Annotated in this window: 23 protein-coding genes and 1 pseudogene; 8 read left to right on the forward strand and 16 right to left on the reverse strand. The window is 61.7% G+C overall.

What is annotated here, in order from left to right; genetic code table 11:
• Positions 1-6 precede the first annotated feature (6 nt).
• The gene (locus C5F70_RS15670; RefSeq protein WP_104903651.1) at positions 7-1,695 is read left to right on the forward strand and encodes a Gldg family protein; all 1,689 of its coding nucleotides are present in this window, start codon (positions 7-9) and stop codon (positions 1,693-1,695) included.
• A 4-nt stretch (positions 1,696-1,699) separates the two neighbouring features.
• On the opposite strand, the gene C5F70_RS15675 is transcribed toward C5F70_RS15670, so the two are convergent.
• The 3 genes from C5F70_RS15675 to C5F70_RS15685 all read right to left on the reverse strand — a co-directional run bounded on the left by C5F70_RS15675 (position 1,700) and on the right by C5F70_RS15685 (position 4,234).
• Entirely contained in the window at positions 1,700-2,008 is a 309-nt protein-coding gene (locus tag C5F70_RS15675) for a hypothetical protein (protein ID WP_017848810.1), read from the reverse strand.
• 260 nt (positions 2,009-2,268) lie between these two features.
• Complete coding sequence (locus C5F70_RS15680) at positions 2,269-2,703, reverse strand: DoxX family protein (protein WP_017848811.1); 435 nt, start codon at positions 2,701-2,703, stop codon at positions 2,269-2,271.
• A 103-nt stretch (positions 2,704-2,806) separates the two neighbouring features.
• Positions 2,807-4,234, reverse strand: coding sequence for a transglycosylase SLT domain-containing protein (locus C5F70_RS15685; RefSeq protein ID WP_026140250.1), 1,428 nt, complete (start codon positions 4,232-4,234; stop codon positions 2,807-2,809).
• Positions 4,235-4,470: 236 nt separating this feature from the next.
• Between C5F70_RS15685 and C5F70_RS15690 the strand changes: the two genes are divergently transcribed.
• The 3 genes from C5F70_RS15690 (at position 4,471) to C5F70_RS15700 (ending at position 7,329) form a co-directional block, all read left to right on the forward strand.
• The gene (locus C5F70_RS15690; RefSeq protein WP_104903652.1) at positions 4,471-5,277 is read left to right on the forward strand and encodes a TatD family hydrolase; all 807 of its coding nucleotides are present in this window, start codon (positions 4,471-4,473) and stop codon (positions 5,275-5,277) included.
• Between the two features lie 98 nt (positions 5,278-5,375).
• Positions 5,376-6,857 (forward strand): methyl-accepting chemotaxis protein, encoded by a 1,482-nt coding sequence (locus C5F70_RS15695; RefSeq protein ID WP_046483459.1) that lies wholly within the window; start codon positions 5,376-5,378, stop codon positions 6,855-6,857.
• Between the two features lie 109 nt (positions 6,858-6,966).
• The gene (locus C5F70_RS15700) at positions 6,967-7,329 is read left to right on the forward strand and encodes an Mpo1-like protein (protein ID WP_017848815.1); all 363 of its coding nucleotides are present in this window, start codon (positions 6,967-6,969) and stop codon (positions 7,327-7,329) included.
• Positions 7,330-7,332: 3 nt separating this feature from the next.
• On the opposite strand, the gene C5F70_RS15705 is transcribed toward C5F70_RS15700, so the two are convergent.
• The 3 genes from C5F70_RS15705 to C5F70_RS15715 all read right to left on the reverse strand — a co-directional run bounded on the left by C5F70_RS15705 (position 7,333) and on the right by C5F70_RS15715 (position 9,343).
• Complete coding sequence (locus tag C5F70_RS15705; protein ID WP_017848816.1) at positions 7,333-8,130, reverse strand: acyl-CoA thioesterase II; 798 nt, start codon at positions 8,128-8,130, stop codon at positions 7,333-7,335.
• Positions 8,131-8,220: 90 nt separating this feature from the next.
• Entirely contained in the window at positions 8,221-8,982 is a 762-nt protein-coding gene (locus tag C5F70_RS15710; RefSeq protein ID WP_017848817.1) for a CHAD domain-containing protein, read from the reverse strand.
• A gap of 82 nt (positions 8,983-9,064) precedes the next feature.
• Positions 9,065-9,343: a hypothetical protein gene (locus tag C5F70_RS15715; RefSeq protein ID WP_017848818.1), complete on the reverse strand. Its 279-nt coding sequence runs from the start codon at positions 9,341-9,343 to the stop codon at positions 9,065-9,067.
• Positions 9,344-9,560: 217 nt separating this feature from the next.
• On the opposite strand from C5F70_RS15715, the gene C5F70_RS15720 reads away from it, so the two are divergent.
• On the forward strand, positions 9,561-10,598 hold the full coding sequence (locus C5F70_RS15720; RefSeq protein ID WP_017848819.1) for a patatin-like phospholipase family protein: 1,038 nt from the start codon (positions 9,561-9,563) through the stop codon (positions 10,596-10,598).
• Positions 10,599-10,745: 147 nt separating this feature from the next.
• On the opposite strand, the gene C5F70_RS15725 is transcribed toward C5F70_RS15720, so the two are convergent.
• The 6 genes from C5F70_RS15725 to kdpF form a co-directional block, all read right to left on the reverse strand.
• Positions 10,746-11,435: a response regulator gene (locus C5F70_RS15725; protein WP_026140251.1), complete on the reverse strand. Its 690-nt coding sequence runs from the start codon at positions 11,433-11,435 to the stop codon at positions 10,746-10,748.
• Positions 11,436-11,472: 37 nt separating this feature from the next.
• A complete protein-coding gene (locus C5F70_RS15730) occupies positions 11,473-14,124 on the reverse strand; it encodes a sensor histidine kinase KdpD (RefSeq protein ID WP_104903653.1) in 2,652 nt (883 codons plus the stop codon).
• 106 nt (positions 14,125-14,230) lie between these two features.
• Positions 14,231-14,776, reverse strand: a complete 546-nt coding sequence (gene kdpC / locus C5F70_RS15735; protein WP_026140252.1) for a potassium-transporting ATPase subunit KdpC — start codon at positions 14,774-14,776, stop codon at positions 14,231-14,233.
• Positions 14,777-14,843: 67 nt separating this feature from the next.
• Entirely contained in the window at positions 14,844-16,901 is a 2,058-nt protein-coding gene (gene kdpB / locus C5F70_RS15740) for a potassium-transporting ATPase subunit KdpB (RefSeq protein ID WP_177410559.1), read from the reverse strand.
• A gap of 19 nt (positions 16,902-16,920) precedes the next feature.
• Entirely contained in the window at positions 16,921-18,621 is a 1,701-nt protein-coding gene (gene kdpA, locus C5F70_RS15745; protein ID WP_017848824.1) for a potassium-transporting ATPase subunit KdpA, read from the reverse strand.
• A 9-nt stretch (positions 18,622-18,630) separates the two neighbouring features.
• Positions 18,631-18,720, reverse strand: coding sequence for a K(+)-transporting ATPase subunit F (gene kdpF / locus C5F70_RS15750; RefSeq protein ID WP_003218754.1), 90 nt, complete (start codon positions 18,718-18,720; stop codon positions 18,631-18,633).
• Between the two features lie 412 nt (positions 18,721-19,132).
• On the opposite strand from kdpF, the gene eat reads away from it, so the two are divergent.
• Both eat and C5F70_RS15760 read left to right on the forward strand, forming a co-directional pair.
• Entirely contained in the window at positions 19,133-20,497 is a 1,365-nt protein-coding gene (gene eat, locus C5F70_RS15755) for an ethanolamine permease (RefSeq protein WP_017848825.1), read from the forward strand.
• A 110-nt stretch (positions 20,498-20,607) separates the two neighbouring features.
• Positions 20,608-20,775 (forward strand): DUF2897 family protein, encoded by a 168-nt coding sequence (locus C5F70_RS15760; RefSeq protein ID WP_017848826.1) that lies wholly within the window; start codon positions 20,608-20,610, stop codon positions 20,773-20,775.
• 65 nt (positions 20,776-20,840) lie between these two features.
• Here the strand turns inward: C5F70_RS15760 and C5F70_RS15765 are convergent, their stop codons facing one another.
• Positions 20,841-21,689: a DUF1989 domain-containing protein gene (locus C5F70_RS15765; RefSeq protein WP_104903655.1), complete on the reverse strand. Its 849-nt coding sequence runs from the start codon at positions 21,687-21,689 to the stop codon at positions 20,841-20,843.
• A 15-nt stretch (positions 21,690-21,704) separates the two neighbouring features.
• A complete protein-coding gene (locus tag C5F70_RS15770; protein ID WP_104903656.1) occupies positions 21,705-22,349 on the reverse strand; it encodes a GntR family transcriptional regulator in 645 nt (214 codons plus the stop codon).
• A 119-nt stretch (positions 22,350-22,468) separates the two neighbouring features.
• Here C5F70_RS15770 and C5F70_RS31155 point away from each other — a divergent pair.
• Positions 22,469-22,662, forward strand: a pseudogene (locus C5F70_RS31155) (TetR/AcrR family transcriptional regulator); the annotation flags it as partial.
• Between the two features lie 107 nt (positions 22,663-22,769).
• Here the strand turns inward: C5F70_RS31155 and C5F70_RS15780 are convergent.
• Positions 22,770-23,102 (reverse strand): ComEA family DNA-binding protein, encoded by a 333-nt coding sequence (locus C5F70_RS15780; RefSeq protein WP_104903657.1) that lies wholly within the window; start codon positions 23,100-23,102, stop codon positions 22,770-22,772.
• 110 nt (positions 23,103-23,212) lie between these two features.
• The gene (locus C5F70_RS15785) at positions 23,213-25,207 is read right to left on the reverse strand and encodes a nucleoside-diphosphate sugar epimerase/dehydratase (RefSeq protein WP_104904564.1); all 1,995 of its coding nucleotides are present in this window, start codon (positions 25,205-25,207) and stop codon (positions 23,213-23,215) included.
• Positions 25,208-25,274: the final 67 nt, after the last annotated feature.

Raw genomic sequence — 25,274 nt, forward strand, 5'->3', positions numbered from 1 at the left:
CTCTCGATGCGATATCCATTGCGCACCGGCATGACACTTAGCGTCATACTGCTGCTGTTCCTCGCATTCAACCTGGTATGGGTAGTCAAACTTCCTGATTTACGCCAGGACTTTTCCCAACAACAGACCAATACATTGTCACCCGCGGTATTGCACTTACTCACCACACTGGAAAGCCCACTGGACTTCTATTATTTCAATTCAAGCATACCGGCCAAAAAAAGCATCCTGAAACACTATGCCAAACGCGTTGAAGAACAACTCAGGGCGTTCGAACACGCAGCAAACGGCAGGATCAATCTGCACATTATCGATCCCACTCCCTTTTCAGAGGATGCCTACAAAGCAGGACTGTATGGCCTGCGCGATCAACCGGGGTTCTTCGGTCTTATCGGCGCTCGGGAGGGGCAAACCGCCCAACGCATCGAGTCGTTCAACCCGGAGAACGAGCCGCTGCTGGAGTATGAAATCAGCCACTTGATCACCCAGTTGCTGCACCCCGAGCCTGCGATCGTCGGGCTGTTATCAGGGTTACCGGCCGGCGCATCCATCGAGCCGCTGGTACTGGAATTGCACCGACATTTCGACCTCCTGGAGCTGGAGCCGACGGCCGATCATGTGCCCTCGCGGATTAAAACCCTGATGCTGGTACATCCACGCGGGCTGCCGGAAAAAACACTGTATGCGATCGACCAGTTCGTCCTGGGCGGCGGCAAACTGCTGATGTTTATCGACCCCCTCGACAAAGGCGGCTCAAAGACAACGTCCTCCGCCACCCGGCTAGACGCGTTGCTCGCCGGCTGGGGGGTCAGCATGCCGAGCAACAAAGTGCTGGTCGACCCCACCTATGCCCCGTCGGAACATCAACCGGCCACATTCACCCTGCCACGCCAAGCAATGAATACCCGCGATGTCAGCACCTGGAAGCTGGGCACAGTGACCGTGTCGAACAGCGGCGCCCTGTTCTCCCTGGATAAAAGCCGCGCCATCTTCACGCCGCTGTTGCGCAGTTCCAGACAGTCGTTACTGATCGATTCAGACGCCGTGGGCAGTGCGTTACCCACGCGTGGCGAACCTCACGTGATCGCTGCCCGCCTCGAAGGGCCAGCCTATTCGGCGTTTGCCGACGGATTTGGCGGGCGGCCGCCGGGGTTGCAGAAGGCGGCGCAGATCCATGTGGTCGTGGTTGCAGATACGGATATGTTGAGCGAGCCTCCCGGCGAATCCGCGCGAAATGCCAACAAGCTGTTTGTCATGAACGCACTGGATAACCTCGCCGCGCCGCAGGCCCTGGCGGATATTCGCCCGCGCGCGGTGGCCGGCCATTCATTGAAGCTGCTGGCGAAGCGGCGCGAGGCTGCCGAACGCGCCTATCGGGATCAGGCTGCCGAGCTGGAACGGCGCCTGGCACGAACGGAAAAGGAATGGCAGCGCCTTAACCCCGACGTCACGGCCCTGGGCACGGAGTCGGTCGATACCAGTACCCAGTTGCAAGCGCTCAACAAGGAACGCCTGCGTTTACCGATGGAACTGCATACGCTGAAAAACACGCTTTACGCGCCGGTGCAGCGCCTGGAACGCAACGTAAAACTGCTGGTGATTGTGCCGTTGCCGGCACTGCTGTGCCTGATTGCCTGGGGGCTGTTTCGGCGGCGGCGTCGTCGCTGGCCGGTGCCGCCGTCGGCGTTTTATTGAGGGCTCAGCGCCGCGCGATCAAGCCTTGCCGGGCAATGCGCGTCAGTTGGCGGATCACCTCAGCCGCGTCACTGGCGCTGGGCGCCTGGATCACCGCGAGGTCAAAGCTGTTGCTGGCAAAGCGTGCCAGGGAATCGCCATCTTCGACAAATTGGATCAGGAACGCCGAGGGCCGCCCGCCCCGACGCGGCCAGCCGTCCAGGTAACGCAACAGCGTCGGCTGGTGCTTGCCGCCCAGGAGAATTCTCGGATTGCGTTGAGTCAGCTCCGCAGTGATCGGAGCCAGGCGTATGAGGGGGCGTGGTGCATTCATCGTGTCGTGTCTCTGCCTCAAAAGTCTGCGGGCAGGTGAGAGGCAACACCGAACCAGCGCTTTAGCGGTATTTCGAAGCCGGCGTCTGCAATGAGAACTGGCTTCTGTCGGGCTGCATCGAGTCCCAGTGGCGCCCCGCAATTAGCTGTTTAAATCGGCGCATAACCAACATCCTAGAGAAGCCGATGGGGCGGTGTCAAGAATCCCGCGCAACGGAAAGGCCCGCACATGGCGGGCCTTCTCCAGCGGTTACAGATCGATCAGTGGGTGATGGCGCGGTCGGCGGACAGTTTGCCGGCACCTTCGAACAGGACGGCCAGGGAGCCGCCGAGCAAGGCCAGGGCGAACTCATAACCATTATTCGCCATGAACAGACCGTTATGGATATGCACCGAGAAGATCGCCACCAGCGACAGGATCGTCAGGCCCAAGGCCGCAGGGCGTGCCAGCAGGCCGATGATCAAGGCCAGGCCGGCGAAGAACTCGGTACCGCCCGACAACAAGGCCATCAGGGTGCCCGGCGCCAGGCCGATGCTTTCCATCCACTGCGCGGTGCCCGCCAGGCCGTAGCCGCCAAACCAGCCAAAGAGTTTTTGCGAACCGTGGGCAGCGAAGATGATGCCGACGACAATGCGCAGAATGGTCAAGCCATAGCCGGCGCGGGTGGACAGGATGCTTTTGATCAGTGGGCTCATGGGGATAATCCTTTTCAGAGTAGGGGTTGGTTGGCCGCTATATTAATCAGTTTAGGCAATGATAAAAGCCGAAAAAATGCCTGATTAATATCTATAAAATCGATCACTTGCGCGAAGCGATTTTCGGCTCCAACGCCGACGGCTCCAGGGAGTCCCGCTCCCGATCAAACGCCAGGTAGTACTTGTTGACGCTATTCACATAGCTCACGCCGCTCATCCCCACCTGCTCCATGGCAATGCGCTCCACCTGGAAGAACCACTGATTGGGGTTCAACCCACGCCGCTTGGCTTCGGTACGCATGCCTTGCACGCGTTCCGGCCCCATGTTGTAGGCCGCCAGCACGAACGCCATGCGCTCACGCTCGTTGAGCTTGGGGCTGGCGAAAAACTTGCGGCGGATCATCGACAGGTAACGTGCGCCCGCCTGCACATTGCTGTCGAGATTTTCGATATTGTTCACGCCCACCCGCTGCGCCGCCGAAGGCGTGATCTGCATCAGGCCGGTGGGGCCACCGCTGCTGCGTGCGCTTGGGTCGAGGGCGGACTCCTTGAAGGCCAGCGCGGCGAGGTTCAACCAATCCATGCCTTGCTCGCGCGCATGTTTTTGCAGGATCGGGCGCAGTTTCTCCAGGCGCTGGCGGTCGATGCGGGCCAGCGGGTTGCGCACTTGGTAAAGGCGTCGATAAATGCGCTGAAACGCCACGTCCTGGTCGGACGGCGTGCGGTAGGTCTTGAGGAAGCGATCAATACTCGCCCGCAGCATCGCGGCGTCCTGCCGCACGAACCAATACTCTTCGCCCGGCTCATTGATCACCACCTGCTTGTCGAAGCGCAGCTTGGGCAGGATCTTCGACCAGCGTTCGGCGATGGGCTTCTCGACGATGGTCAGGTGAAAGATGCCGGCCTGGACCATCTCCAGCACGTCCTCCACCGCCAGGCTCGGGTCGACCCACTCCACCTTGATCGGCGGCTGCTTGTGCAGGGCCAGTTTCTGGTTGACCTGGTTGATCGCATCCGCCGCCGCGCTGCCGGTGGTCAGCGCCAATGTGCGCCCGGACAACTGCTCCAGCCGGGTGAACCGGCGCTCGCCCTTGACCCCCACCAGCCATAACGGCACACCGCTGGCAATCGGGTCGCTCGCACTGATCTTGTGCGTGGCCTTCACTTCCAGCAATTCCCCGGGGGCTACCAGATCGCCTTCACCCCGCGCCAGCGCGCCGAGCAGTTGGTCCTTGGCCTTGGGGATGACCTTCAGATTGATTTCCTGGCCATCGCGGGCTTGGTCGTTGAGGTACTGCTCGAACGCACGCAGGCGATGGTATTCGACACCAATGGCCTGGCCCTGGATTTCGCCGGAACTGTTGCGGCTCTGGTTGACCAGTACGCGCAGGGTACGACTGGAGCGAATCTCGGCCAGGTCGCGCACCTTGCTCGGTTTGGTCACTTCCAGCGGCCCGTCCAGCCGCGCGACCGCCGCCATGGGCAGCGATAACGTCAGGCACAACATAAGCAACGCCGAGGGTCGGATCATCCGCTCTCCGGAAAGAATACTGGCCAGCACCTTCGCGAAAAACGAGGGGCTGGAGGTCAGAAACAGAGCGCTTTATGCGCTGACAAGGCACGCAACGGCGGCACCAGGATAGGCGATAGACCCACCACAATGTCACTTGCGACGTTCAAAGACAGCTATAACTCGTTGTAGTTCTAGGTTTTTCTTATAAATCTACAGCTCTGATATGCTTTCCGGCCGCAGGCGGAGATAGCACCATGCAACTCATTGATATCGGCGTCAACCTGACAAACCCAAGTTTCGACGAGAAGCACCAGGCCGTTCTCGAGCGTGCGTATGCTGCCGGCGTGCAACAATTGGTGCTCACCGGCACCAGTGTCGACGGCAGCGAACAGGCCCTGCAATTGTGCGAAAAGCTGGATGAAAGCGGCCAGCGACTGTTCTGCACCGCCGGCATCCACCCCCATTCCGCCAGCGACTGGAACGGCGACAGCGCCCAACGCCTACGTGGTTTGCTCAACGACAACCGCGTGCGCGCGGTGGGCGAATGCGGGCTGGATTTCAACCGCGACTTCTCACCGCGCCCGCAGCAGGAAAAAGTCCTCGAAGAACACCTGGCCCTGGCCGTCGAGCTGAAATTGCCGGTGTTTCTCCACGAACGCGACGCCAACCAGCGCCTGCTGGAGATCCTCAAGGATTACCGCGATCACTTGTCCGCCGCCGTGGTGCATTGTTTCACGGGCGAGCAGCAGGCGCTGTTCAGCTACCTCGACCTCGACTTGCACATCGGCATCACCGGCTGGATCTGCGACGAGCGCCGTGGGACGCACCTGCATCCGCTGGTCAGAGAAATTCCTCGGGGCCGCCTGATGCTGGAAAGCGATGCGCCTTACCTGCTGCCGCGCACCCTGCGGCCCAAACCGAAAAACGGCCGCAACGAACCGGCCTACCTGCCGGAGGTGCTGCGCGAAGTCGCCCTGCACCGCAACGAAAGCCTGGAAGACCTGGCCCAGCACAGCACCGCCTGCGCGCGCATTTTTTTTGGCCTACCCGCGGTGGTTTGATGTGGCGTATTGACCCATATCAAAGTGGTATTTTTTCGGTAGCGGCACAATAATGGCACCTTGCCAATGCTGTTTCCGCTATCAGAGAAAAACCTTCTATGGGTGCCTGGCTTAGCAATATCTCGCTGAAATACAAATTCTGGGCCGTCAACGCGGTCGCCTTTATCACCACGCTGCTGTTGGTGCTATACGCTGTGCATCTCGAACAGCAGTCGCGCAGCCAGGCGTCCCAGGCCTCGGCACAAGCCCAGGCGCGCGTGCTCAGCGCCTGGCCGGCCGACAAGGCGCTGCCCAAGGGCGAGGCGTGGCTGACGTTTGCCCGTGGCCAAGTCCCACAGTTGGCTGATCAAGATCTGTCAGACCTGAGCAGTGCCAGCGGCTGGGTCGAACTCAATCACCTGCCCTTGTTCGGCGAAAACCCGTTGATGGGCGCTGAAGTGGTCGCCCGCGCCGACGGGCAACAGGTCGCCGTGCTCGCTTATGCGCCGAGCCTGAGCCAGGTGTTCAGTGAGCGCTTCGCCAACTACGCGGTGGCGGTGCTGATCCTGATGCTGGCGATGCTCTGCGCCTCGCAGTTGCTGATCCGCTTCCTGCTCAGCCAGCTCAACACCCTCAAGGACGTGATGCTCCACGTCGAGAAAACCGGCGACTTGTCGGCGCGTGTCCCGCTGGCCTGCAAAGATGAAGTCGGGCAGATGGCCAGCGCGTTCAATGCCATGCAAGCCGGCTACCAGCGAGTGGTCAACACCGTGGCCAGCACCGCCAAGCAACTGGATGAGGGCGCGGCGCGTCTGGCCAGCAGCATGAACGAGGTGCAGCACGGCATGCTCGGCCAGCAAAGCGAAACCGACCAGGCCGCCACCGCCATCAACGAGATGACGGCCACCGTCCACCACATCGCCCAGCACGCCGGCGCCACCCGCGATTTGTCCCAGACCGCCGACACCCTCGCCGGCAGCGGCCGCGAAGTGGTGGATCGGGTGCAGCGCTCAATCGCCGGGCTGTCCAGCGGCGTGCAACAGACCGCCGAGATGATCCAGAAACTCGCCGAAGACAGCCAGAAAATCAACGGTGTGGTCAGCGTGATCCACAGCATCGCCGAACAGACCAACCTGCTCGCGCTCAACGCCGCCATCGAAGCCGCCCGCGCCGGGGAGATGGGCCGCGGTTTCGCCGTGGTCGCCGACGAAGTGCGCAACCTGGCCAAACGCGTGCAAACCTCCACCGACGAAATCACGCTCATGGTCTCGGCGCTGCAAGCCGGCACCCGCGATGCGGTGGACTTCATGCAAGAAAGCTCGTTCAAGGCCGATGACTGCGTGCAACAGGCCCAGGAAGCCGGCGCGGCACTGGCCGAAATCACCGGCGCCGTGGCGCAGATGCGCGAAAGCAACACCCAGATCGCCGTCGCCGCCGAACAGCAGAGCCATGTCGCCGAAGAGATGAACCGCGCCGTGGTGAGTATTCGTGATGTGACCGAGAACACCGTGCAGCAGACCGTGGATTCGGCCACCACCAGCAATCAGCTCGCCACATTGGCCGGGGAGTTGAGCAAGGCGATTGGCCAGTTGAAGCTATAAGCAATACAAGGCGAGGCTATGGCCCCCATAGCCAGCCTTGATTCGCCGCGCCAGCCGACCCGACCTAAACTCTGTTCAAGTTGTTTCAACGGACAGAGGATTCATCATCATGGGCAAACGTCATCCCAATCTCCCCGCCTGGCAATGGCGTCAGTACCCGCAGAACCACCAGCACCCGACCAACCTGGCGTTGCACATGATCGCGGTGCCGCTGTTTATCATCGGGTTTCTGTTGGTCGTTTCCGGGGTGTTCAGCCTGAGCCTGGCCAGTTTGGCCGTGGGCGTTGTCGGCATCCTCGCCGGCCTTGCCTTGCAGCGGCATGGCCACAGCCTGGAAGCCCAGGCCGGTGAACCGTTCAGCGACCGCAAAGACGCGGTCCAACGCCTGTTGGTCGAGCAGTTCGTGAGCTTCCCGCGCTTTGTGCTCAGCGGTGGCTGGTGGCGCGCCTGGCGTCAACGCCACCGGCACTGAAGGTCAGGCGAAGACCACCACGGTCTGGCGGCTGATGGCGATCAACTCGCCGCTCGGGCTCCACAGCGCCGCAGCGGCATGGCCGTAGCCGTCACGGGCGTGTTCGATGTTGACGTAGTACTGGCACCAGTCAAGTGTGGTGAGGTCTTGCAGCGGCTGGATAAACTCGATGGTCCAGGTCAGGGTGCTGCCCGGCGCGGGCTTGCGCAGGTGCGGCAGCAACGCTGGCGGCCAGGCATCCACCAGGGCGAGGATGTGCGACTCGGTCAGCGGCTCTTCTTTCACATCGCCGCGCAAGCGCACCCAACCGCCCATGTCGCGGGAGGTATTGCCGGTAAACGGCAGGCCGCCGACACTCCAGCGCATCGCCAGGTGCCGCATGAATTCCGGGGTGACGCCCTGGATATACGGCAGCTCCTGGCATTCATCCCAATGCTTGAAGGTCGGCGGCGGCTCACTCGCCACCACGACTTGCGACTCACGGGACGCGCCGAAACTGGCCTGGACCAGCGTCGCCACTTCACCGTTCTGCACCACCCGGCCAAGCAATTGGCTGACCGCCTTGCCTTCGCGCAGCACTTCGACGTGATAACTGGCGGGCACATCCGCGGCGACCGGGCCGACAAAAGTGATTGCCAACGAGCGTAACGGCCGGTCGGCAGGGACCTGGGCGCGTAGCGCTTCATATTGCAAAGCGGCCACCAGGCCACCAAAGGTCGCGCGACCCTGCGCCCATTCGGCGGGGATGGTGACCTCCAGCGGGTGGTTACGGGCGGCGTCGAGCAAATCACTGAAGCGCATGGCGACCTCACATCAAAAAGACCGGAGCAGCGATCTTAACCAGCGCACCCACCAGGTACAGCGCCTATTCCGGCCAAAAACCGGACCGGCTCAGAAACAATCCGCGCAGAGTTTGTCCAGCACCCGATCCGCCTCGCCTTCGGCCTGGGCCATGGTGCGACGCCAAATCGTCACACAGGGCTGCAGATCGGCTTGATGCTCAGCCTGGAGCAGCCACTGCCAGCAATCATGCCAATCGCCCAGGGCGCCTTGGGCTTGCTTGAGGCGCGACATCGCCTTGACCGGCAGCTTGTCCAGCTCGGGGTAGGCTTCGGCGGCGTAGCGCACGCGCTTGATCAACAAGCGCAGACGGTGGCGATCGTGGCTGGGGTCCTGCAGGGCGTCATCGAGGTTGTGCCATTGCTTGGCCAGGCGTTTCTCGATACGCGTGCGCAGGCCCCTGAGCAGTTTCTGGTGTTGCGAGGCACGGATAAACCGCGGGAATGCATCGAGGATCTGCAGCAGGTGCGCCAGCTCCGGGCCCTCGGCGACGTGGCGATAGGCCTCGGGTTGCAGGCGCAGACGACGGTCGGCGGCGGCATGGTGACCGTGCTGGTGCAGATGCGCGGCCAGCACTTCACGATCGCGCAACGGGGTGGTCAATTGGCCGACGGTACTGGCGGCCAGTTCGAGTTGTTCGACCCCCGGCAAGCCGCGCAAGGGTCGCAACAGGCTACGCAGGCGCCGCACGGTGGTGCGCAAATCATGCAGGGCTTCATCGTCGGTGACGGCGGCGAGCCGAGCCTGGCAGCTCAGTAACCCTACTTCCAGGCCGATGACCTGAGCGACTAACTGATCTACCAAGGCTGACATGTTTTCCTCCACTGACGACGAATAATCCCTGCATCACTCAAACCGCTGACGCAGCCTGGTTGCACTCGACAGCTGCGACGAATCAGCGGCCGGCGCGCGACTCACGAATATAGAAACGCGCCTTCTCGGCCTTGTTGGCGCAGCCTTCGAACGCTTCGAATTGCTGCTGGGTCTTGGCGCCGGTCAGCAGGGACAAGGCCTTGGAGTAACTCACGGTACCGGCAAAGCCTTCGGCCTTGGCCAGGTCCAGCTCTTTCCACGCGGCGTCCAATTGGCTGCCGCAGCTGTCGCGATAGGCAGTTTTCCCGGCGCAACCGGCCAGGGCCAACATGATCACAGGCACACACATCCAGGCTTTCATCGATGACACCTCAAAATAAAGAAAAACGGTCGTACCGTGTAGACGTTGCCTACAAAGAAAAGTGCCTTGTCCGCCACCCGAAATCAAAAGCGCCTATTGCCAGAGCATACCCGAGCCTAGCCGCTATTCTGGAAAAATATTGCGCGGTGGCGCGAAGATTGAAGCCGCCCCCGTATTGGGTGCATTGTGGGCGCCTGCTTAACGAAGGACATCGACCATGAAGAAGCGTGTTGCCTTGGTGCTGGGCTCCGGTGGGGCCAGGGGCTATGCCCATATCGGTGTGATCGAGGAAATCGAACGGCGCGGCTACGACATCGCCTGTATCGCCGGCTGCTCCATGGGCGCGGTGGTCGGCGGAATCTATGCTGCCGGCAAACTCGATGAGTATCGCAACTGGATCGAAAGCCTGGATTACCTCGACGTACTGCGCCTGGTCGATGTGAGCTTCCGCCTGGGAGCGATTCGCGGCGAGAAGGTCTTCGGGCAGATCCGCAAGATCGTCGGCGAGATCAATATCGAAGAGCTGCGCATCCCCTATACCGCCGTGGCCACCGACCTCACCAACCAGCAGGAAATCTGGTTCCAGGAAGGCTGCCTGCACCAGGCCATGCGCGCATCGGCGGCGATTCCGAGCCTGTTCACCCCGGTGATGCAGGGCAACCGCATGCTGGTGGACGGCGGCCTGCTCAACCCGCTGCCGATCGTGCCGGTGGTGTCGAGCCATTGCGACTTGATCATTGCGGTCAACCTCAACGCGACCAACCAGAAACACTACCACTTGCCGGTGATCCAGCGGCCGCCGGCGTTCAAGAGCCGCTTCAACAGCCTGGCGAAGTCGCTGGGGTCGCACTTGCCGTTTCGCCGCAAGCAGGCCGAGCAGTTGATGAAGCTCGAACAGGAAGCCTTGCAGGCCCAAGCGGCCGAGATCAACCCGTGGCTGGAGTCGGCCGAACCGGAATCCCAGCAGCCCGCCGCCGCCCCGGAAAAAGCCGGGGCGCCGAAGTCGGCGACCGGTTCGTTCATCATCGACAACGTCGGCCCGGCATCATTGCTGGACCTGATCAACCAGAGCTTCGAGGTGATGCAGACATCGCTGGCGCAATACAAGATCGCCGGCTACCCGCCGGATGTGCTGATCAACGTGCCGAAGCGGGTGTGCCGGTTTTTCGAGTTCTACAAGGCGCCGGAACTGATCGCCCTGGGGCGCGAGATCGCCAGTGATACGTTGGATCGGTATGAGAGTGAGCAGCACTGAGATTGGCGGTGTGGCTGGGGGCCCTATCGGGGGCAAGTCGAATCGTCGCACCGCCCCTCCCACAGTTTGATTTGTGAACACATTTCAAAATGTGGGAGGGGGCTTGCCCCCGATAGGGCCCTGACAGCCAACGAAAACCCACCAGGCCTAAGCCCCCAACAACCGATACCCCACCCCCGCCTCGGTCACGATAAACCGCGGCTGAGTCGGATCATCCGCCAGCTTCTGGCGCAGGTGGCCCACCACGATGCGCAGGTAGTGGCTGTCCTCGGTATGGGTCGGCCCCCAGATGTCCTTGAGCAGTTGTTGCTGGGTAATCACCCGCCCCGGATGTCGCGCCAATTGCGCCAGCACCGCGTATTCCTTGCGGGTCAGCGCCACTTCGGCGCCGTCCAGCAATACGCGGCGGAAGGCCAGGTCCACCGTCAGCGGGCCAAAACACAACGCCGCTTCCTGGGCTTCACCCGCTGGGGCCTGGCGCAACAAGGCGCGCACGCGGGCCAGAAACTCCTGGATGCCAAAGGGTTTGGTGACGTAATCGTTCGCGCCCCCATCCAGCGCCTCGACCTTTTGCACTTCGCTGGCGCGCACCGACAACACCAGCACCGGCACCGTCGACCACTCACGAAACTCGCGCAGCACCTGCTGGCCGTCCATGTCCGGCAAGCCGAGGTCGAGTACCAGCAAATCCGGCTTGCTCAAGGCGGCCTGGGCCAGGCCTTCGTTGCCAGTGCCGGCCTCGATCACTTTGTAGCCCTGGGAGGCCAGGCTGATGCGCAGGAATTTGCGGATCTGCGGTTCGTCGTCAATGACCAAAATCGTCGCGGTCTGGCTCATGGTGTCCAATCAAAATCCATCGAAAAAAGAGAGTAGCTCACGCCTCGCGTTCCAGGCCAGGCTGTGTCGGCAGCGGCAGGAACAGCGTGATGCAAGTGCCCCGCCCGCCAATCCCATCGGCGACGCTGATATGCCCGCCATGGGCGCCGACCATGCCCTGGCAGATCGCCAGGCCCAGCCCCGTGCCCTGCCCGCCGCGATCACCACGGGCAGCGGTGTAGAACATATCGAAAATCTTCGCGCGCTCGTCTTCGGGAATCCCGGGGCCCTCGTCCGCCACGGCGAAGAATAGCTGGTTATCCGACACCCCGGCGCTGACGTGCAAATGGCCCTGGGCCGGCGAGAATCGGGCGGCGTTTTCCAGCACGTTGACCAGCGCCTGCTCGATCAACGCGGCATGCACATACAGCAATGGCAGTTCAGACGGCACATCGATCCTCACCTGCAACGGCGCGAGCACCGCGCGCAAACGGCCGAGGGCGCTGCCGACGATATCGCCGGGCGAGACCCAATCGCGCGCCAGCTTCAACGCGCCGTGGCCCAGGCGGGTCATGTCCAACAGGTTCTGGATATAGCGGTCGAGGCGCTCGGCTTCATCGCGGGTGCCTTCGAGCAACTCGCGGCGATCCTCCAGCGGGATGGCTTCGCCGAGTGCCAGCAGGCTGTCGATACTGCCACGCATGGACGTCAACGGCGTGCGCAAATCGTGGGACACCGAGGCGAGCAAGGCACTGCGCAGTTGCTCGGTCTCGCCGTGCAGGCGCGCGGACTCCAGCTCCTGCGCCAATTGCGCGCGGGCCAACGCCTGGGCCAGCGGCTGGCTCAAGGCAGTCAGCAAGCGACGGCGCTGGCCGCTCAGTTCCATACCGGGTTTTGCGCTGACGCCGAGCAACCCCAGCGGGCCCTCTTCGCCCGACAACGGCCACCACCACCAGCGCCCGAACGGCAGCGTGCCGGTGCCCTTACCTGCCGGCTGGTCATGCTGCCAGGCCCAGTCGGCGGCGGCGCGTTCGGCTTCGGTGAAGGTCAGCGGCCCGCCGGTCTCGACTTTCCAGGCGCCCTGGCCGTCGCGGTTGACCAGGCACAGATCCAGGTCGCTCCAGCCTTCCAGGTGATGCGCCGCCGCGCTGATCACCGCCTGGCGGTCGGTGGCGGCGGTGAGTTTGCGCGACAGGTCGAGCAGCTCGCTGGTTTCTTCCTGGGTATCGCGCAACGCCTGCAACTGCCGACGCTGGCGCGCCGCGAGGTTGCCGGTCAACGCCGCCATCAGCAGGAAGAACAACAGAGTCAGTACGTCTTCTTCACGCTGGATGGCGAAGGAGAATTTTGGCGGAATAAACAGGAAGTCATACGTCAGGAACGACAGCGCCGCGCACATCAGGGACGGCCCCAGGCTGCTGCGCACCGCCACCAGCAATACTGCCGCGAGAAACACCAGCGAGATATTCGGCAACGGCAACACACTGGCGACCGCCCAGGCCAGGGCCGCCGCGATCACCGTCGCCACCACCGCCAGCGCATAGTCGAACCACACCAGCCCGCGCACATCCGGCAGGCGCGGCGGTGCAGGTACGTCGTCGCTGTCGAGGATATTGATTTCCAGACCGCGCGCATTGCGCATCAGGCGCTCGGCCACGCCACCGCCGAACAGCCGGCGTCGCCAGTTCATCCGCGACTGCCCGACCAGCACCAGGCTGGCGCGGCGCTCGGCGGCATGCTGGATCAACGTCTTGGTCACCTCACCCGCACGCAGCAGCACCACGTCACCGCCGAGGCGTTCGGCCAGTTGCTGGGCATTTTGCAGACGCAGACGTGCTTGTTCATCGCGTGCGCGGCCGTTATCGATATGCACCAGGGTCCAGGGCAGATGGCGACGCTGCGCCACGCGGCTGGCATGGCGCACCAGGCGTTCGGCTTGTGCATCGCCGTCGACGCCGACCAGCAAGCGTCCGCGCACGGCCGGCGCGGCCTGGCCGAGTTGGCGGTAACCCTGGGCCAGGTCGTCGTCGACGTGAGCGGCGGCGGTTTGCATCGCCAGCTCGCGCAGGGCCATCAGGTTGGTCTGGGTGAAAAACGCGTCGATGGCCGCACGGGCCTGTTCTGGCACATACACCTTGCCGTCGCGCAGGCGCTCCAGCAACTCGCGCGACGGCAGGTCGATCAGCAGCAGCTCATCGGCCTCCTGCAGGACCCAATCGGGCAGGGTTTCGCGCACCTGCACGCCGGTGATGCCACGCACTTGATCGTTGAGGCTTTCCAGGTGCTGGACGTTGACCGTGGTGAACACGTTGATGCCGGCGGCAAGCAGTTCCTGAATATCCTGCCAGCGCTTTTCATGGCGGCTGCCGGGCGCGTTGCTGTGGGCCAGTTCGTCCACCAGCACCAGTTGCGGCTTGGCGGCGAGCAGGCCGTCCAGGTCCATTTCCTCGAGCATCACGCCCCGGTATTCACTGCGCAGCAACGGTTGCTGCGGCAGGCCGCTGAGCAACGCTTCGGTCTCGGCGCGGCCGTGGGTTTCGACCACGCCAGCGAGCAACCTGACGCCCTGGCGCAACTGCGTGTGGGCGGCCTGGAGCATGGCGTAGGTCTTGCCCACACCCGGCGCGGCGCCCAGGAAGACTTTGAGCCGGCCACGGCCGTCCCGGGGCAGATCGGCTAACAGGGCATCGGCGCGGCCGGAGTCGCTCATGCGCGGGGGTTCCTTCAGGGGTTTATAGGGTGTCTTTCAGGGCGCTATCGCGGGCAAGCCCGCTCCCACATTTGGAATGCATTGCCCGCGATAGCGGCGCTCCTGTTTACAATTTTTCCAGGGCCATGTTCAGCGCCAGCACATTCACCACCGGCGGGCCCACCAGTGGGCTTTCGATGTGTTCATCCAGCAAGCGTTGCAGGGTGGCCACCGGCACATTCCGCGCGGCGGCTACCCGCGCCAGTTGATAGGCAATCGCCTGCGGAGGCAAGTGTGGATCAAGACCGCTGCCGGAGGTAGTCAGCGAGGCTAACGGCACCGGCCCTTGCGCGGGCACGAACTGTTTATTCGCGTCATCGAACACGCGCGTGGCCAGTGCCGGGTTGCTTGGCCCCAGGTTGCTCGCGCTGCTGGACACGGTCGCGAACGCGCCCGCCGAAGGACGCGGGTGGAACCAACTGTCGCCGGTAAAGTCCTGAGCAATCAGGCTGGAGCCGCGCACCTTGCCGCTGGCGTCGCGCACCAGGCTGCCGTTGGCCTGGTCCGGGAAGGCAACCTGGGCGACGCCGGTCACCACCAACGGGTAGGCGACGCCGGTGATCAGGGTCATGAGGACCAGCAGGCTCAGGGCCGGGCGGATGATATTGGACATTTCAAATTCCTCGATTCGGTCAGTGCAACCTGTGGCCACCGCTTTGCCGGTGCCCACAGGCATCGGGTCAAACCAGGTGCAGCGCGGTCAGCAACATGTCGATCGCCTTGATGCCCACGAACGGCACCACAATCCCGCCCAGGCCGTAGATCAATAGGTTGCGCCGCAGCAACGCCGCTGCACTCGCCGCCTGCACCCGCACACCGCGCAGCGCCAGGGGAATCAGCACGACGATGATCAGCGCGTTGAACACGATGGCCGAGAGGATCGCGCTCTGCGGGCTCTGCAGGTGCATCACGTTGAGCACGCCCAGTTGCGGGTAGATCGAGGCGAACAGCGCCGGCAGGATCGCGAAGTACTTGGCCACGTCGTTGGCGATGGAAAAGGTGGTCAGCGCGCCGCGGGTCACCAGCAATTCCTTGCCAATCTGCACCACGTCCAGCAGCTTGGTCGGGTCGCTGTCGAGGTCGACCATGTTGGCCGCTTCGCGGGCAGCCTGGGTGCCGTCGTTCATCGCCATGCCGACGTCCGCCTGGGCCAGCGCCGGGGCGTCGTTGGCGCCGTCGCCGCACATCGCCACCAGTCGACCGTCGTTCTGTTCGTGGCGAATCCGCGCGAGTTTTTTCTCCGGGGTGGCTTCGGCCAACACGTCGTCCACGCCAGCTTCCGCGGCAATCGCGGCCGCTGTCAGCGGGTTGTCGCCGGTGACCATCACGGTGCGGATTCCCAGCTTGCGCAGCTCGGCAAACCGTTCGCGGATGCCGGGCTTGACCACGTCCTTCAGATGGATCGCACCGAGCAACTTGCCATCGACGCACACCAGCAACGGCGTGCCGCCGCTCTGGGCGATCTTGTCGACTTCCCGCGACAGGGCCGGTTGCAGGTCGCCGCGAGGCTGACCGATAAACGCCAGCAGCGAGTCCACGGCGCCTTTGCGGAATACGCGGCCCTGATAGTCGACGCCGGACAAACGGGTTTCGGCGGTGAACGGCACGGCGGTCAGTTCCGCCAGGGACGGCTCGGCCTGTGGGTGCAGGGCCCGCAGGTATTCAACGATGGATTTACCCTCTGCCGTGTCATCCGCCAGGGACGCCAGCAGCGCGCCCTCGGCCAGTTCCCGGCCGCTCACGCCCGGCGCCGCCACCACTGCCGCGCAGCGACGGTTGCCAAAGGTGATGGTGCCGGTCTTGTCCAGCAACAACACATGCACGTCCCCCGCCGCTTCCACGGCGCGACCGGACTTGGCGATCACGTTGAGGCGCACCAGGCGGTCCATGCCGGCGATACCGATGGCCGAGAGCAAGCCGCCGATGGTGGTCGGAATCAGCGTCACCAACAGGGCGACCAGGAACACCAGGGGCAAGCTGCCATTGGCGAAGTGGGCGAACGGCTGCAGGGTCACGACCACCAGCAGGAAGATCAGGGTCAGGCCGATCAGCAGGATATCCAGCGCCACTTCGTTGGGGGTTTTCTGGCGTTTGGCGCCTTCCACCAGCGCGATCATGCGGTCCAGCGTGGACTCGCCGGGGTTGGCGGTGATGCGGATCAGCAGCCAGTCCGAGACCAGGCGCGTGTTGCCGGTGACGGCCGAGCGATCGCCGCCGGATTCGCGAATCACCGGCGCGGATTCACCGGTGATCGCCGCTTCGTTGACCGCGGCGATGCCTTCGATGACCTCGCCGTCGCCGGGGATCATTTCCCCGGCGGCGACGCGCACCACATCACCTTTGCGCAGGCTGGTGGCGGGCACGACCTTGAAGCTGCCATCGGCCTCCTTGCGCCGAGCGCTGAGGCCTTCGCTGCCGGCCTTGAGGCTGTCGGCGCGGGCCTTGCCACGCCCTTCGGCCAAGGCTTCGGCGAAGTTGGCGAACAGCACGGTGAACCACAGCCACACGGCGATTTGCGCGGCGACGAAGGTCGGCACGTCGGTGTCGGGCACCAGGCACAGCACGGTGGTGAGGATGGCGGTCAGTTCGACCACCAGCATCACCGGCGAGCGTTGCAGTTGCCGTGGGTCGAGCTTGACGAACGCTTGGACCAACGCCGGGCGCCACAGCGCGGAGATCGCGGTTTTGGCGGGCTCGTGGGTTTTGACCGGGCTCGCGTTCTTTGCAGGCATGTTCATTTTCATATCCCTCGGCTCTTCATTTAAAAGCAGCCATGCTCAGGTGTTCAGCAATAGGGCCCAGTGCCAGTGTCGGCAGGAAGGTCAGGCCGCCCACCAGCAAAATGGTCACGGTCAACAGGGTCACGAACAGCGGACCATGGGTGGGGAAGCTGTTCTGGCCAATCGGTGCGGTCTTCTTCATCGCCAGGCTGCCGGCCAGGGCCAGTACCGGGAGGATGTAGCCGAAGCGACCGATCAACATGCCCAGGCCCAGCATCAGGTTGTGGAACGGCGTGTTGGCACTGAAGCCGCCGAACGCCGAACCGTTGTTGGCACTGGCCGAGGTGTAGGCATAGAGCAACTGGCTGAACCCGTGGGGGCCAGGGTTGCTGATCGCACCGGCCGGGCCGGGCAGGCTGGAGGCTATGGCACCGAGCACCAGTACGCCGATCGGCATCACCATCAGGGTCACGACCAGCAATTGCACTTCCTTGGCCTGCAGCTTCTTGCCCAGGTATTCCGGAGTGCGGCCGATCATCAGGCCGGCGAGGAACACCGCGATCAACACGTTGAGCAACATGCCGTACATACCGGCGCCGACGCCGCCGAAGATCACTTCGCCGACCATCATGTTGACCAGTGCCACCATCCCGCTGAGGGGGCTGAGGCTGTCGTGCATGCCGTTGACCGAACCGTTGGACGCCGCGGTGGTGGTCACCGACCACAACACGGTGCCAGTGGTGCCGAAGCGCGCTTCTTTACCTTCCAGCGGTGCGGTCTGCTCAACCGCCGGGTTGTTCAGGGTCGGGTTGGGCTGGTATTCGGCCCACAGCGAGGTCGCGCCGCCGATCAGGAACAGGGCCAGCATGCAAGCGAGAATCGCCCGGCTCTGACGCAGATCCTTCACGTAATGGCCGAAGGTAAACACCAGCGCCACCGGGATCAGGATGATCGCCGACACCTCGAACAGGTTGGCCCAGGCCGTCGGGTTTTCAAACGGATGCGCCGAGTTCACGCCAAAGAAACCACCGCCGTTGGTGCCCAGTTGCTTGATGGCAATCTGGCTGGCTGCCGGGCCCAAAGGGATCACCTGGTCGACGCCCTGCAGGGTCACGGCATCAACGTAATGCGCGAAGGTTTGCGGCACGCCCTGCCACACCAGGAACAACGCCATCACCAGGCACAACGGCAACAGGCCGTAGAGCGTGGCGCGGGTCATGTCGACCCAGAAGTTGCCCAGGGTCTGGGTGGATTTGCGACCGATCCCACGGCACAGCGCGACCAGGACTGCCAGGCCGGTGGCCGCACTGACGAAGTTCTGCACGGTGAGGCCGGCCATCTGGCTGAGGTAGCTGAGGGACGCTTCACCGCTGTAGGACTGCCAGTTGGTGTTGGTGATGAAACTGACTGCGGTGTTGAAGGCCTGGGTCCACTCCAGGCCCGGCAACTTCTGCGGGTTCAGTGGGAAGTAGCCCTGGAACAACAGGATCGAGAACAGCAACACAAACCCGGCGAGGTTGAACGCCAGCAACGCCAGCATGTATTTCTGCCAGCTCTGTTCCTGCTGCGCGTCCACGCCCGAGAGGCGATAGCACGCGCGCTCCACGGGCCCGAGCAGCGGCGTGAGCCAAGTGCGCCGGCCTTCCATCACGTTGTAATAGAACCGCCCCAGGAACGGGGCCGGCACCAGTACCACGGCGAAGAAGGCGATGATCAGCCAATAGTCATAACTGTGCATAGCCTGCTCCTAGTTCCGATCCGCGCGTAACAGCGCAACCAGCAGATAAATGAACAGCGCCACGGCCAATAGCAGTGACACCCCGTCCAGAACGCTCATGGAAGTCTCTCCGTTTAGCGGCGAGTGCCGCGTGTGGGGCAATTGTCGGCAGGAGTGGTGTAAAGGAACGAGAGCGAGGGGCTGGGTGGGGCGTAAAGATGGCGTAAAGAGTGGGTTTATGCGGGGTTTACACCGGGGGTTTCGGCGCCTGGGCGGGTGCTATCGGGAGCAAGCCCCCTCCCACAGGTTGATCGGCGCTCGGCGTGACAACTCGGTCAAGTGTGGGAGGGAGCTTGCTCCCGATAGCACCGGCACAGTCACCGCCGCACTTATCTGGTGCAGCAACAGAAAATTTCAAACGCCAAACCATCCCCCAAACGACAGTAGCGCAGCTTTACGACAATGATTCTCAGGCTGGCATGGCCGCTGCAACACCTTGAATCATTCCAACCGGTTCAGGGAGCGCAATACGATGAACACACAACTCAAACCCACCTTGGGCACCCTGCATTTGTGGGGCATCGCGGTTGGGCTGGTGATTTCCGGGGAATACTTCGGCTGGAGCTATGGCTGGGGCGTGGCCGGGACCTTGGGCTTCCTGGTGACCTCGTTGATGGTCGCCGCGATGTACACCTGCTTTATCTTCAGTTTCACCGAACTGACCACCGCCATTCCCCACGCAGGTGGGCCCTTTGCCTACAGCCGCCGCGCGTTTGGGGAAAAAGGCGGCCTGATTGCCGGCCTGGCGACCCTGATCGAATTCGTGTTCGCCCCGCCCGCCATCGCCTTGGCCATCGGTGCGTATCTGAATGTGCAGTTTCCCGCACTCGATCCGAAACACGCCGCCGTCGGCGCCTACATCGTGTTCATGGGCCTGAACATCCTCGGCGTGAAACTCGCCGCCACCTTCGAACTGGTGGTGTGCGTACTCGCCGTCGCCGAACTGCTGGTATTCATGGGCGTGGTCGCCCCCGCGTTCAGCTTCAGCAACTTCGCCCTTAATGGCTGGGCCGGCTCCGACACCTTCGGTGCTCCGGCGATTGCCGGGATGTTCGCGGCGATCCCCTTCGCGATCTGGTTCTTCCTCGCCATCGAAGGCGCGGCCATGGCGGCCGAGGAAGCGAAAGATCCCAAGCGCACCATTCCGAAAGCCTACATCAGCGGCATCCTGACCCTGGTGATCCTGGCCATGGGCGTGATGTTCTTCGCCGGCGGCGTGGGCGACTGGCGCACTCTGTCGAATATCAACGACCCGCTGCCCCAGGCGATGAAAACCGTGGTCGGTGAAAGCTCCGGCTGGCTGCACATGCTGGTGTGGATCGGCCTGTTCGGGCTGGTAGCGAGCTTCCACGGCATCATCCTTGGCTACTCGCGCCAATTCTTCGCCCTGGCTCGGGCCGGCTACCTGCCGTCGTTCCTGGCCAAGCTGTCGCGTTTTCATACACCGCACCGGGCAATCATCGCTGGCGGCGTGGTCGGTATTGCCGCCATCTACAGCGACGGTTTGATCAACCTGGGCGGCATGACCCTGACTGCTGCAATGATCACCATGGCCGTATTCGGCGCCATCGTGATGTACATCATGAGCATGCTCAGCCTGTTCAAACTGCGTAAGACCGAACCGCTGCTGGAACGCACCTTCCGCGCTCCGGGCTACCCAATCGTGCCGGGCATCGCGCTGGTGCTGGCGGTGGTGTGCCTGGTGGCCATGGCCTGGTTCAACGCACTGATCGGCATGATCTTCCTCGGCTTCATGGTGGTCGGCTTCATCTACTTCCAGATGACCGCGCACGACCGCGCCGCGGCACCGGCAGATGCAATGTTGACCGGGCTCTAAGGTTTTGAGGCGGAACAGGCCTACACTGAACTACTCAGAAAGCCTGTAACTCAAAGCAGTTATTACCGTGGGAAAAACCTCCCACGGCAATCTGCCTCAAGGAGAGCGTTATGCCGTGGTATGCATGGTTGATTATGGTGGTTGCGATCGGGTCGATCGTCGGCGGGCTGCTGATGCTGCGTGACAGCGCCAACAAAGTGGAACTCACCGACGAACAACGCAAACGCGTGGCCGAGCGCAATGCGCAGGCGGATGCCAAGGACTCGCAGGACCGCTGACCTGGTTTGCCCCTGTGGCGAGGGAGCTTGCTCCCGTTGGGCTGCGAAGCAGCCCCCTCCCCCGGTTACTCCCAATCCGCCTTGGCAATCTGCAACCCGTGCAGCCCCTTATAAGCAGCACGCGCAGGCGAGCTCCAACCGTTCAGCAACTCTTCTTCCAATCGATAAATCTCAACCCCCAGCGGACGACACACCGTCAGCGGGTCCTGTGCATCCGGGCCCCACATCGGCAGCGACAGATCCCCGCCCGGGCAGGTCGACAGCGCACACAACAAATCAATCTCGGCAAAAAACTCCAGGTAATCGCCCTTCTGCGCCGGACAGGCTTTCATGAAATACATGTCGTCGTGATTGAGGCCGGTGCATTGGAAGATGTTCAGCACGTCATGCACGTCGAATTCCGTCAGACCGTGAGGCAACACCGCACGGGTCAGGTTCGAGTGACAGTGATGATGGAAATCTTCACCAGTGAGCATGCGGTTCACATACGGATCGCAGCGCGTACCGAGCAAATCATGCAGGCGCCCGCCGTGCTCATCGATGCCGTAGCTGGCCAGGCTGTCATCGGTGATGGTCACCAGCGGCCGCAGGAACGGCAGGTTAGACCACAACCGATCATGGGTGCTGACATGCGCGCCCTGTAACTGGCGCGTGCGCGCGGCCCACAGGCGTTCGCGCGGGTCGTTGGCGTTCCACACATTGAAGTCGCCCACCTGCGGCCCCACCGGCGTAGTCACACGGAACACATGCCCGGCCAGCACCTTCCACGCCCTGCCCGTGCGAATCGGCACCTCGAACTGTTCGACCAAGGTGCGTTGATCCTTGCGCTCACGGATACGTTCGTAAAACGCGGTGTCGACCTGCAACGCCGAACCCTTGCTGACCTGGTAAGCGGCTGGATAGTCTTTGTACATGGGGCAAATCCTCGATCAAGGGAAAGTAAACAGGGCCAACGACTGCCGTTCTGAATCATCCAGGTACAGGCTCATCGCCTCCCCGGCCGCCAGCTTGTTGTTATTGGCTAATAACGTGTGGATCTCAAGGTCCCGTTCCAGCCAGGGCGACTGGAAACGCTGCTCATCGGGCGCGGCGCAGAACACCAGACGCAACTGCGCAATCACCTGGGCGAAAAACTCGTCAAACAACGGGCTGCGCATCAGCCCGACAATCTGCTGATGCACCAACAGGCTGTGGGTCGCAACCGCACGCCAGTCCTCACGCTCCCGGGCCAGCGCGGTGGCCTCGATGGCGTTTTGCATACGCTCGGATTGATCCTGGGTGAACGCACCGCTCTGGGCAATGGCCTGCAATTCGAGCGTGCGGCGGACGACAAATAAATCACGCACCTCTTCGCGCTCCAACCGACGAACCACCACGCCCTTGTTGCGCACATAGCGCGTCAACCCTTCCCGCTCCAAACGGTGCAACGCCTCACGAATCGTATTGCGCGATGCGTTATAGGCCCTGACCAGCTCGGCTTCGACCAATGCCATTCCCGGCAACAGTCGGCCACCAATGATGTCGGCACGCAGTTCCAGGGCGATCTGGTCGGCTAAGGACAAGCTGAGTGTCATCGTTACCTCACGATTGTTGAACAATCCTCCCTGTATCAGTAATCACTTTTCATGCCAACGCCACCCCGGGGGTAAAAGTTCAGCTTGGTTAACATGTCGGCACGTCTACGAGGCAGGCTATGCGCTATTCACACGACCACAACGCTCTAACCCGCATCATCAAGGAAGCCTCCGTTTGCTTTTGCCGCGATGGCGTCGGCGCCACCGGCCTGCCGCCCTTGATGAAAGCACTGAACCTGACCCATGGCGGGTTCTATGCACACATCTCAAATCCAAGGATGAAGGGGTGCTGAGCAGAAGTGTCGAGAGCGCTGAATTGGCGACGCGCATCATGGGCGGGTACGTGAACGTTTGAAGGCGCAGCTATTGCACTATAAAAAGGCCGGTCAATAACCGGCCTCCTCGGCGAACGCTGCCCCCTTAGTTGATCGCTAGCCTGTCGCGATTCCGCTCCAGCAGTGCCTTGCCGATCCCCTTAACCTCCAACAACTCATCAAGCGCCTTGAAAGGGCCGTTGCTGTTGCGGTAAGCAACGATAGCCCTCGCCTTTGCGGCGCCAATGCCCAGGAGATCACGTTGCAAGGCTTCAGCATCTGCAGCGTTGAGATTGACCTTGGTGGACTGCTCCACCGGGTTCATCTGGCCAGAGCGGATGGTAGCGGGCTCGGGCGTGATCGCAGGCGCCGCGGTAGTTGCTACCGAGATGCTCGCAAGGAGGGCGAAAACGAGGGAAGAAAAATAAGCGTTTGGCATGAGTGACGCTCCATGACATCAATGAGTGAAAGCAGCTTTTCCAAAGCTGCTTCTCTAACTTAGGTGATGTGCGTAGAGAGTCAAAAATGGCTGCGTTACAGCGTGTGAATTCAGGGTTCAAGCCGGTGCCGTTGATAGATCAGGTCGACAATTTCGCCATCCGGAGAGTAACCACTGACGGTGTCACGCAAGAGTTGGCGGACGCGGGAGTAATCATCCACATCTACCGCTGCAAGCAGCTCACTCAATTTGCCTTTCAGGACATCCCATGACAGGAAGTCTTCATTGGCACTCATGATCATCGGATGCTGCGTGGCGACTACGTTGTCGCCGATAAGCAACTCTTCATAAAGTTTTTCGCCAGGACGCAGCCCAGTGAATTCAATGGCGATATCGCCATGGGGATTTTTGTCGGAACGAACGCTCAGGCCGGAAAGGTGAATCATTTTCTCCGCCAACTCGACAATTTTCACCGGCTCGCCCATATCCAGCACAAATACATCACCGCCCAGCCCCATGGAGCCGGCCTGGATGACCAACTGTGCCGCTTCGGGGATCGTCATGAAATAGCGTGTGATTTTTGGGTGAGTGACGGTCAAAGGGCCGCCTGACTTGATTTGTTTGTGAAAAAGCGGAATGACGGAGCCTGATGAACCCAGCACATTACCGAATCTCACCATCGTGAAGCGAGTCTTGTTGACGCGGGAAAAACCCGACCTATCACCGAACATAACCGGCGCTTTCTCACGGCTGAGCGCCTGTAATGCCAGTTCTGCAAGTCGTTTTGTACTGCCCATCACATTGGTAGGACGAACAGCTTTGTCGGTGGAAATCAGTACAAAGTTAGCTACCCCCGCCTGAAGAGCAGCCTGGGCAGTATTGAGCGTGCCAATGACATTGTTCAACACGCCTTCGGCAATATTGTGCTCGACAATCGGAACATGCTTATAAGCGGCAGCATGGTAAACCGTGTCGATATGCCAGCATTTCATCACATCGAGCAACTTAGTCTCGTTGCGCACAGAGCCCAGCATCGGTAACAGCTTAACCGGCAATGACTCGCGTGCGACTCGGTACTCAAGCTCAGATAAAATGCTGTAAAGATTGAATTCGCTATGCTCATACAGCAGCAGCGTCGTGGGCTTTAGTGCAAGGATCTGGCGACAAAGCTCCGAACCAATTGATCCACCTGCGCCCGTGACCATCACCGACTGGCCGACGATGCAACGCTCGAGGAGATCCTCTTGAGCAGGTACGGCGTCGCGCCCCAACAGGTCGGCGATATCCACTTCTTGGATGTCGTCCACTTTGACTCGACCACTCGCAAGATCCATGAAGCCCGGAACGCTGCGAACATGAAGCGGGAAGCGTTCAAGATAGCTCAGAATTTCTCGCCTGCGCCCCCGATTTGCCGACGGTACCGCCAGCAGGATTTCCTGTGCGCCTGTGGCGTCGATCATCTGCTCGATATGTTTGGGCTTGAACACTTGCAAGCCTGAAATCACACGACCGGCAATGCTCCTGTCATCGTCGATGAACGCGACAGGACGCATGACTCGGCCCATGCGTAATGCTGCAACCAGTTGGTTGCCCGCTGAACCGGCACCGTAGATAGCAACCTTCGTCAAGCCGTCATCGCGACTAGTGAACGGAACATGCTGTACTCCGGTAAACCAGTCCCCCAAGAAATATTGACGCATTGCCAAGCGCAAGCCGCCAATCATAATCATGCTCAACCACCAGTAGTTAAAAATAACCGAGCGCGGGACAACTATCTGATGATTGCTATAGACATAGACGAACATACCGAGGATGAGCGAGGAAAGACTGACTGCCTTGATTATTGTGACAAGCGCATCATTGCCGAAATAGCGCATCACCGCCCGGTACATGCCAAAACGGATAAACAGAGGGACAGCGACGATAGGAGCACTCACAAACAGCCACAAGTGATGCCGAACAGGCTCGTTCATTTCGAAAATGCCGAGACGGACGACAAAAGCCATCCACAACGAAAGCCATACCAGCACCACATCTGCAAGCACTTGCAGAATGCGCTTGTGTCGGCGCGGAAGATTCAATAAAAAAACTCTTACCTTATCCATGACCCTCTCGAACACCTCTCCAGTCTTCCAAAATCAAAAAATGAACAGCTACCCTTGAGTCCGCCAA

Source organism: Pseudomonas sp. LH1G9 (assembly GCF_002949975.1).
Lineage (GTDB): Bacteria > Pseudomonadota > Gammaproteobacteria > Pseudomonadales > Pseudomonadaceae > Aquipseudomonas > Aquipseudomonas veronii.

What these genes read in the sequence shown, in the direction of transcription:
- C5F70_RS15670 (WP_104903651.1), top strand. Translation starts at nt 7, where the DNA reads ATGCGATATCCATTGCGCACCGGCATGACACTTAGCGTCATACTGCTG.
- C5F70_RS15675 (WP_017848810.1), bottom strand. Translation starts at nt 2,008, where the DNA reads ATGAATGCACCACGCCCCCTCATACGCCTGGCTCCGATCACTGCGGAG.
- C5F70_RS15680 (WP_017848811.1), bottom strand. Translation starts at nt 2,703, where the DNA reads ATGAGCCCACTGATCAAAAGCATCCTGTCCACCCGCGCCGGCTATGGC.
- C5F70_RS15685 (WP_026140250.1), bottom strand. Translation starts at nt 4,234, where the DNA reads ATGATCCGACCCTCGGCGTTGCTTATGTTGTGCCTGACGTTATCGCTG.
- C5F70_RS15690 (WP_104903652.1), top strand. Translation starts at nt 4,471, where the DNA reads ATGCAACTCATTGATATCGGCGTCAACCTGACAAACCCAAGTTTCGAC.
- C5F70_RS15695 (WP_046483459.1), top strand. Translation starts at nt 5,376, where the DNA reads ATGGGTGCCTGGCTTAGCAATATCTCGCTGAAATACAAATTCTGGGCC.
- C5F70_RS15700 (WP_017848815.1), top strand. Translation starts at nt 6,967, where the DNA reads ATGGGCAAACGTCATCCCAATCTCCCCGCCTGGCAATGGCGTCAGTAC.
- C5F70_RS15705 (WP_017848816.1), bottom strand. Translation starts at nt 8,130, where the DNA reads ATGCGCTTCAGTGATTTGCTCGACGCCGCCCGTAACCACCCGCTGGAG.
- C5F70_RS15710 (WP_017848817.1), bottom strand. Translation starts at nt 8,982, where the DNA reads ATGTCAGCCTTGGTAGATCAGTTAGTCGCTCAGGTCATCGGCCTGGAA.
- C5F70_RS15715 (WP_017848818.1), bottom strand. Translation starts at nt 9,343, where the DNA reads ATGAAAGCCTGGATGTGTGTGCCTGTGATCATGTTGGCCCTGGCCGGT.
- C5F70_RS15720 (WP_017848819.1), top strand. Translation starts at nt 9,561, where the DNA reads ATGAAGAAGCGTGTTGCCTTGGTGCTGGGCTCCGGTGGGGCCAGGGGC.
- C5F70_RS15725 (WP_026140251.1), bottom strand. Translation starts at nt 11,435, where the DNA reads ATGAGCCAGACCGCGACGATTTTGGTCATTGACGACGAACCGCAGATC.
- C5F70_RS15730 (WP_104903653.1), bottom strand. Translation starts at nt 14,124, where the DNA reads ATGAGCGACTCCGGCCGCGCCGATGCCCTGTTAGCCGATCTGCCCCGG.
- kdpC (WP_026140252.1), bottom strand. Translation starts at nt 14,776, where the DNA reads ATGTCCAATATCATCCGCCCGGCCCTGAGCCTGCTGGTCCTCATGACC.
- kdpB (WP_177410559.1), bottom strand. Translation starts at nt 16,901, where the DNA reads ATGAACATGCCTGCAAAGAACGCGAGCCCGGTCAAAACCCACGAGCCC.
- kdpA (WP_017848824.1), bottom strand. Translation starts at nt 18,621, where the DNA reads ATGCACAGTTATGACTATTGGCTGATCATCGCCTTCTTCGCCGTGGTA.
- kdpF (WP_003218754.1), bottom strand. Translation starts at nt 18,720, where the DNA reads ATGAGCGTTCTGGACGGGGTGTCACTGCTATTGGCCGTGGCGCTGTTC.
- eat (WP_017848825.1), top strand. Translation starts at nt 19,133, where the DNA reads ATGAACACACAACTCAAACCCACCTTGGGCACCCTGCATTTGTGGGGC.
- C5F70_RS15760 (WP_017848826.1), top strand. Translation starts at nt 20,608, where the DNA reads ATGCCGTGGTATGCATGGTTGATTATGGTGGTTGCGATCGGGTCGATC.
- C5F70_RS15765 (WP_104903655.1), bottom strand. Translation starts at nt 21,689, where the DNA reads ATGTACAAAGACTATCCAGCCGCTTACCAGGTCAGCAAGGGTTCGGCG.
- C5F70_RS15770 (WP_104903656.1), bottom strand. Translation starts at nt 22,349, where the DNA reads ATGACACTCAGCTTGTCCTTAGCCGACCAGATCGCCCTGGAACTGCGT.
- C5F70_RS15780 (WP_104903657.1), bottom strand. Translation starts at nt 23,102, where the DNA reads ATGCCAAACGCTTATTTTTCTTCCCTCGTTTTCGCCCTCCTTGCGAGC.
- C5F70_RS15785 (WP_104904564.1), bottom strand. Translation starts at nt 25,207, where the DNA reads ATGGATAAGGTAAGAGTTTTTTTATTGAATCTTCCGCGCCGACACAAG.